This window comes from Acinetobacter sp. 809848, assembly GCF_000581275.1.
Lineage (GTDB): Bacteria > Pseudomonadota > Gammaproteobacteria > Pseudomonadales > Moraxellaceae > Acinetobacter > Acinetobacter pittii.
In genome coordinates, this window is sequence record NZ_JEXG01000202.1 from 1 (window position 1) to 404 (window position 404).

Genomic DNA, 404 nt, shown 5'->3' on the forward strand with positions numbered 1-404 from the left:
TTTCAGGTTGCTGCGAATGGTGACTTGGCCAACTGGCACACGGGAGCACCGGATGCAATTCCTGCTGTGGGTGGTGCGATGGATTTGGCGGTTGGTGCCAAGAAAGTATTTATCACCACAGACCATGTGACCAAGCAAGGTGAGCCGAAGATTGTGGCTGAGCTAACTTATCCGGTTACGGGTAAAAAATGCGTTGACCGTATTTACACCGACCTATGTGTGATTGACGTGACTAAAGATGGTTTAAAGGTGATTGAGAAAGTGGAAGGTCTTAGCTTTGATGAGCTACAAGCTTTAACGGGTGCAACTCTGATTGATGCGACTCAAGGGTAAGGAAGTAGGGAATGACATTAAAAAACGCTTATATCATCGATGCCATCCGTACTCCATTCGGCCGTTATGCC

At 47.3% G+C, this 404-nt stretch carries 1 protein-coding gene; it reads left to right on the plus strand.

The features are described 5' to 3' along the window. Positions 1 to 333: CoA-transferase (locus tag J536_RS24780; RefSeq protein ID WP_032064344.1), on the plus strand; the 333-nt coding region annotated here is incomplete at its 5' end. Positions 334 to 404 lie beyond the last annotated feature (71 nt).